The organism is Candidatus Contendobacter odensis Run_B_J11, from assembly GCF_000531125.1.
Lineage (GTDB): Bacteria > Pseudomonadota > Gammaproteobacteria > Competibacterales > Competibacteraceae > Contendibacter > Contendibacter odensensis.
Genome location: NZ_CBTK010000066.1, coordinates 21,489 through 27,488, shown reverse-complemented (window position 1 = coordinate 27,488; position 6,000 = coordinate 21,489). Strand labels below are relative to the sequence as shown.

Annotated in this window: 4 protein-coding genes and 1 pseudogene; 2 read left to right on the top strand and 3 right to left on the bottom strand. The window is 57.4% G+C overall.

Annotation, left to right across the window (positions count from 1 at the left end; genetic code table 11):
• Positions 1-129 precede the first annotated feature (129 nt).
• Positions 130-1,032, top strand: a complete 903-nt coding sequence (locus BN874_RS05545) for a primase/helicase family protein (protein ID WP_034431413.1) — start codon at positions 130-132, stop codon at positions 1,030-1,032.
• 62 nt (positions 1,033-1,094) lie between these two features.
• Positions 1,095-2,401, top strand: a protein-coding gene (locus BN874_RS05535; protein WP_154724756.1) for an ISKra4 family transposase whose coding sequence is annotated in 2 segments (ribosomal slippage) — positions 1,095-1,364 and positions 1,367-2,401 — 1,305 coding nt in all. Because the reading frame shifts where the segments join, the coding sequence is not laid out codon by codon here.
• A gap of 31 nt (positions 2,402-2,432) precedes the next feature.
• On the opposite strand, the gene BN874_RS24245 is transcribed toward BN874_RS05535, so the two are convergent.
• The 3 genes and pseudogenes from BN874_RS24245 to BN874_RS05525 form a co-directional block, all read right to left on the bottom strand.
• Positions 2,433-2,600, bottom strand: coding sequence for a hypothetical protein (locus BN874_RS24245; protein ID WP_154724755.1), 168 nt, complete (start codon positions 2,598-2,600; stop codon positions 2,433-2,435).
• 99 nt (positions 2,601-2,699) lie between these two features.
• A complete protein-coding gene (locus BN874_RS05530; protein WP_034431409.1) occupies positions 2,700-3,107 on the bottom strand; it encodes a GIY-YIG nuclease family protein in 408 nt (135 codons plus the stop codon).
• Between the two features lie 492 nt (positions 3,108-3,599).
• A pseudogene (locus BN874_RS05525) lies at positions 3,600-5,910 on the bottom strand (type I restriction-modification system subunit M).
• Positions 5,911-6,000: the final 90 nt, after the last annotated feature.

The window sequence follows — 6,000 nt, the reverse complement described above, 5'->3', positions numbered from 1 at the left end:
GCTGCTGCAATTTTTATGCTTGTTTTTCCTGAAATTTTTTGTAGCGCTTAATTCGCATTCTTATTTTGACTGATTCCAGCCCAAAAGTCACCGGCAAATTTACCCATAGCTCTAGTATGGAATTTGCTGATGGACATGGATATTCATAGTGATCGCGCCCTTCTCGACAGCATCCAAGCCGCTCTGGGCGGATCGCCCGACAAGCTGATCTTTGATGGGAAGTTTCACCGCTTCAAGCTGGACACCAGCCGCGATGCCGGATGGTATGTCGGCCACTTGAACAACGGCGTTCCTACCCTAATTTGCGGCGACTGGCGAACCGGCCCCGAGGGTCCGCGCTTCAAGTTTGGCGGTCACTCCGAAAGCGCTAACGTAGCCGTTGCCAGTGATCAAGACCGGAAACGCCAGCAGCTTGAGCGCCAGCAACGTGCTACCCAAGCCAACCGCGCGGCAAAATTGGCGACCGGAATCTGGGAAGTCGCGCCCCGCGCTGCCGAACATCCTTATCCAGATCGTAAGCAGATCGCCCCCGGCAATCTTCGCCAGCTCACCCCCGCAGTGATTCAGCGTCAAGCGCCGTGGTTTCAAAGCTGGTGCGCTCACCACGATCTACACGGCGCATTGCTGATTCCGATGTACCGCCACAAGCGGATCGTCGATCTGCAACTGATCAATGCGGCTGGAAATAAGCTGTTCCTTCCCAAAGGCGATCACACCGGCGCGTTCATGGTGTTGGGTAAACCCTCACCCGATCAACCGTTGATCATCGCGACCGGCTTTGCGACGTGCGCCAGCCTACGGGAATGTACCGGATCAGCCGTGGTGTGTGCATTCAGCGATGGAAACCTGGAGCCTGTCGTTGCCGCGTTCCGCAACACCTATCCCGGCACTCCGATCACGATTGCCGCCGATAATGATCTGCATTCCGACCCCGCCAAGATCAACTCCGGCGTTCGCTACAGCACTTTTGCCGCCCGCAAACATAATTGTTCATTGGCGGTCCCGCACCTGGACGGGCTGAAATGGGTGTGATTCAAAGTGATGCAGGCCGCATAATACCGCATGACCGACGGCTACCGTCTAAGGAGACCCCGCTGTTCCCGACTGACCGCGACCCAGTTTTGTTAGAGCGTTTGAATCGCCATCCGCAGGTGCGTACCCGTGTAGAAAGCCTACTGGCGGTGGTGGAAGATGCCGAGGGTGACTGTGAACGAGCCGATGCGGCGGAACGACGGGTGATCGAAGAACTGCGCCAGATGGGCAACGAAGCGCGGACGGCTTGGGCGGAACGCGGAGTGGAGAAGCAGACGGTGTTGGGTCAAGCGGAGCCGGATTGGCGACCGGGTGGTAAAAAAAACTGTATGGGTACACCACCTTGGGTCGGATCGAGGTGATGGAATCGCTTTGGCGGAACGATACGGGGATTGAGCGGCCGTTCAGCGCGGTGGCGGGGGTGAGTTGCCGGGGGAGTTCACTACCCTTGCAACGGGTGATGACGGATTTTGGGGCGGATGACGCCTTTGGGCGGGTGCCGGCCAAGCTCAAGGAGCATTACGGGATTGAGATGCCGGTGAGTACGATTCAACGGACGACGGAGCATCATGCCCACTGTAGGTATGACCAAGAGGCGGCGCGGGAAATCGGGCCCGGGGCGGCGGCGGCGGGGGTGATCTTCATCGGCGAGCTGGATGGTTCGATGGTGCCGGTGGTGGAGCCCTCACCGGATGCGGAAGACAAACGCCAAGGTCAGGTGTTGAGCTGGAAAGAAGTGCGTCTGAATCTCGTCCATCCGCAAGGCAGTGTCACTCCGATGTTCGGAGGGCATTTTGCCGGCGGGGTTGAGGAAAGTGGCCGGCAAGGGTGGCGTTGTGCGGCGAAGGCGGGGTTCGGTCCGGGGAGTCCGCTCCATGCGGTCGGCGATGGGGCCCCCTGGATTGCGAACCCGGTGGACCTGCAAGTCGGGACCCAAGGGACGTATTGGGTGGATTTCTTCCATCTCTGTGAGTCTCTCGGTGAAGCGTCCAAGGTCTGTGCCGCCAACGATCCCCAAGCGTGGCTGGACGTGCAAAAAGACCGGCTGAAGACCCATCAATCCGCCGCCGTACTGGACGCCTTGGCGTCGTTGGTCGGGGCCGATAGCGACGACCCCGTGACCGCCTGTGATCGCTATCTCCGTAACCGCTGGGATCAACTGGACTCTCAAGGCGCGCTCCAGCAGGGTCTACCGATCAGGTCGGGGGAAATCGAGAGCGCTCACCGCTACATTATCCAAGAACGGCTCAAACTCCCCGGTGCTTGGTGGTCACCCGAGCATATCGAGACGATGTTGGCGCTCCGGCTCAACCGGGCTAACCGGGAGTGGGAGACCTATTGGCAAGGGGTCGAAAAAGAAGCCGCATGAACCGGTCATTTCGTCGGTGCATCACTTTGAATCACACCCGTGAAACTCGTAGGAGTTGCTCTTTCCCAGTTTTTGAGCGGGCATCAATCTCGCGAATCAACAACTTCATGCGCCGCACTTCCCAATGCTCCGGCACCTGTCCAAGCCACGGCAGCCCTGACTCTTTGTATTCTGGATACGGCTTGAGGTCGGCGATCATGGTTCATATCCCTCACCGTCATTCCCGCGCCAGCGGGAATCCAGTAAGCCGCTGAAAAGATTGGATACCCGCTTTCGCGGGTATGACGAATTTACGGGTTTAGCGAAAGTCCTGTTCATATCCCTCGCCGTCATTCCCGCGCAAGCGGGAATCCAGAACAGCCACGTCGGCTTGCGTCTCAAACGTGGAAGGTGGTTGAGAACCCAAGTCATTGTTTCCTGTCAGCGAAGGCCACAGGTCACGCCACTGAGGATTGGTTTGCTCTATCAATTTGATCTTCCATGCCCGATTCCATTTCTTAATCTGCTTTTCCCGCACTATGGCTTGGTACATTTCGCTATGCAGTTCGAACCAGACCAAGGTATGTACGCCATAGCGTTTCGTAAACCCCTCGACGAAGTTGCCCCGGTGTTCCCACACGCGCTTGGCAAGGTCGCTGGTCACGCCGGTGTACAACGTCCCATTGCGACGGCTGGACATGATGTAGACGACGGGTTGCTTAGTCATCTATTCGCACCCTCTGGATTCCCGCCTACGCGGGAATGACGAAATCGGAGTGGTCTGGATTCCCGCCTGCGCGGGAATGACGAAACCGGAGTGGTCTGGATTCCCGCCTACGCGGGAATGACGAAACTGATGTGGTCTGGATTACCGCCTACGCGGGAATGACGAAATCGGAGTGGTCTGGATTCCCGCCTGCGCGGGAATGACGAAACTGGTGTGGTCTGGATTACCGCCTACGCGGGAATGACGAAATCTTAGTAGCTGTATAAAAACTCACTGATTCAGAACTTTCGCTAAACCCATAAATTCGTCATACCCGCGAAAGCGGGTATCCAATCTTTTCAGCGGCTTACTGGATTCCCGCCTGCGCGGGAATGACGAAACTGGAGTAGTCTGGATTCCCGCTTGCGCGGGAATGACGAAACCGGAGTGGTCTGGATTCCCGCTTGCGCGGGAATGACGGAATATAGCAAGACAATGGCGAATTGATTCAAGTCAGCCTTTGGTGGGGCTGCCCAGCAGAATGTCATCCAGCAATCCCTCAGTCTCCTTCTCCAGCGCCAGAATGTCGGCGCGGATTTCATCCAGCGTGCGCAAGGGTTGCGGCTGGTAAAAGTGGCGGGTGAAGCTGATCTCGTAGCCGATCTTCGTCGCGTCTTCCTTAATCCACGCATCCGGCGCATAGGGCAGCACCTCGCGGCGGAAAAACACTTCGATGCCGCCTTCTTCGAGCAGGGGGACTTGCTCGGTATCCCGCAACTCGCTGTCAGATTCGTATTCGACGATGCAGGTCTTTCCGTTCACTTCCGCCGGGTAGAGTCCATGTAACGGATCAGGGGTGACCTTGCCGGGTTTATGAAGCTTGGCGATCACCGGCGGCGCGGTTGCCACGCGCCAGCTTACAGCGCGCAGGATCAGCTTCAGATCGGCGGCGGATACCTTGTGGTCGAGCGATTTCAGTACGCGGTCTACCGCATCGCGAAACGCATTGTGGTTCTCAAACAAAGCGCCGCCGAGCGCCTGCCGCAACTTTGTAGCGGTATCCACCAGATGAGCGTCGCGCTGCCAGGTTCGCGGATCAAGCAGCTTTTTCTTCTTCTTTTCCGGCAATCCCTTCCGTGCACTCACCTCGTCCTCGGCGGCATCCTCGTCCTCCGCGCTGTTCCATTCAGCCAAGCGCTGCTCCAGAGAGTTCTCGATACGGGCGAAGTCCTTAAACAGTGTCTCGCCGAATTCGTCATACAGCAGGGAACGAATCTCTTCGTCGCCGGAAGCAAAACGCAGCGACTCAATCGTCTTCAGCGCAAGCTGGCTATGCAGCCGCAACGGGCGTTCCACGATAATTTTCCAGTAACCAAAGGCTTCATTGGGGAAAATCTTCGACTGCCCGGTTTCGGCGAAATCGCGGTGACAGTCGCAAATGCGCTGAATGTCGTCCTCGGCGAGTTCGCAATTCTTTTTACCAAGGTTCTTGCGCAACGGCTTGAACCACTGGCTGGCGTCAATCAGTTGCACCTGGCCTCGGCGATGTTCCGGTTTGCGGTTGGAGAACACCCAGATGTAGGTAGCGATGCCGGTGTTGTAAAACAGATTGAGCGGCAGGGCGACCATCGCTTCCAGCCAGTCGTTCTCGATGATCCAGCGGCGGATGTTGCTTTCGCCCTGGCCGGCGTCGCCGGTGAACAGCGACGAGCCGTTATGCACTTCGGCAATGCGGCTACCCAGCGCCGAGCTGTGGTTCATCTTCGACGCCATGTTGGCAAGGAAGAGCATCTGCCCATCGCTGGAACGGGTGACGAGGGAGAGTTCCTCGCCCTGGTGCATGACCTTGAAGCGCGGATCGCGCATGGCGTCCTTGCCGCCCAAATGTTCCAGATCTTTCTTCCAGCTCTTGCCATACGGCGGGTTGGAGAGCATGAAATCGAATTGCATGGCCGGAAAAGCATCATGCAGCAACGTGGACCATTCCGCGCCGCCGACGATATGGTCAGCGCTTTCACCCTCGCCTTTCAGCAGCATGTCAGCCTTGCAAGTGGCGTAAGTCTCCGGGTTGATCTCCTGACCGTAAAGGTAGGTAGTGACCTGTTTGCCGTGCGCGGAGGCAAGATTTCGCAGCGTCTCCTCAGCTACCGTGAGCATTCCACCGGTGCCGCAAGCACCGTCGTAAAGCAAATAAGCGCCAGACTCAATCCGGGCGAACACCGGCAGGAAGATGAGGTTCGCCATCAGCTTCACCGCGTCGCGTGGCGTCCAGTGTTCGCCGGCTTCCTCGTTGTTCTTTTCGTTGAACTTTCGCACCAGCTCCTCGAAGATCGTGCCCATCGCATGGTTATCCACGCCAGCCGGTGAGAGATCGATTTCGGGATCGAGGAACTTGTTGATCAACGTGCCAATAGCGTCCGCCTTGGAGAGAGTAGACAGTTGGTTGCGGAACTTGAAGTTCTCGATGATGGCCTGGACGTTCGGCGAAAAACCGTTCAGATAGTCCTCGAAATCAGCGAGCAACTGCTGCTGGTTGCCGCGAGACTTCAGATCACGCAGGGTGAACTTTGAGGTGTTGTAGAAGGCTTGGCCTGCCGCATCGCAGAGCGCGGCACGTTGCGCGGTGATGTGCGCCTCATCGAGCATCTTCTTGGTGTCAAGCACCGCCGGTTTGGTGGGCTCGAGTACGGCATCCATGCGGCGGATCACGCACATCGGCAGGATCACGTCTGGAATACTTGCCGCGCCTGAAGAGGTCACGCAGGACATCATCGGCGATGCCCCAGATGAACGAGACAATCTTGTTATGGGTAGCTTGATCCATGTCAGAGGAATCCAGTACGGGTTACCGAATAAGGCGGGTGCGCCCGGTCAGCCTCAGCAAAGTTTCCATTTGACCTGCGACGCGCATGAC

Coding starts and splice junctions, on each gene's coding strand:
- BN874_RS05545 (WP_034431413.1), top strand. CDS start 130: ATGGACATGGATATTCATAGTGATCGCGCCCTTCTCGACAGCATCCAA.
- BN874_RS24245 (WP_154724755.1), bottom strand. CDS start 2,600: ATGATCGCCGACCTCAAGCCGTATCCAGAATACAAAGAGTCAGGGCTG.
- BN874_RS05530 (WP_034431409.1), bottom strand. CDS start 3,107: ATGACTAAGCAACCCGTCGTCTACATCATGTCCAGCCGTCGCAATGGG.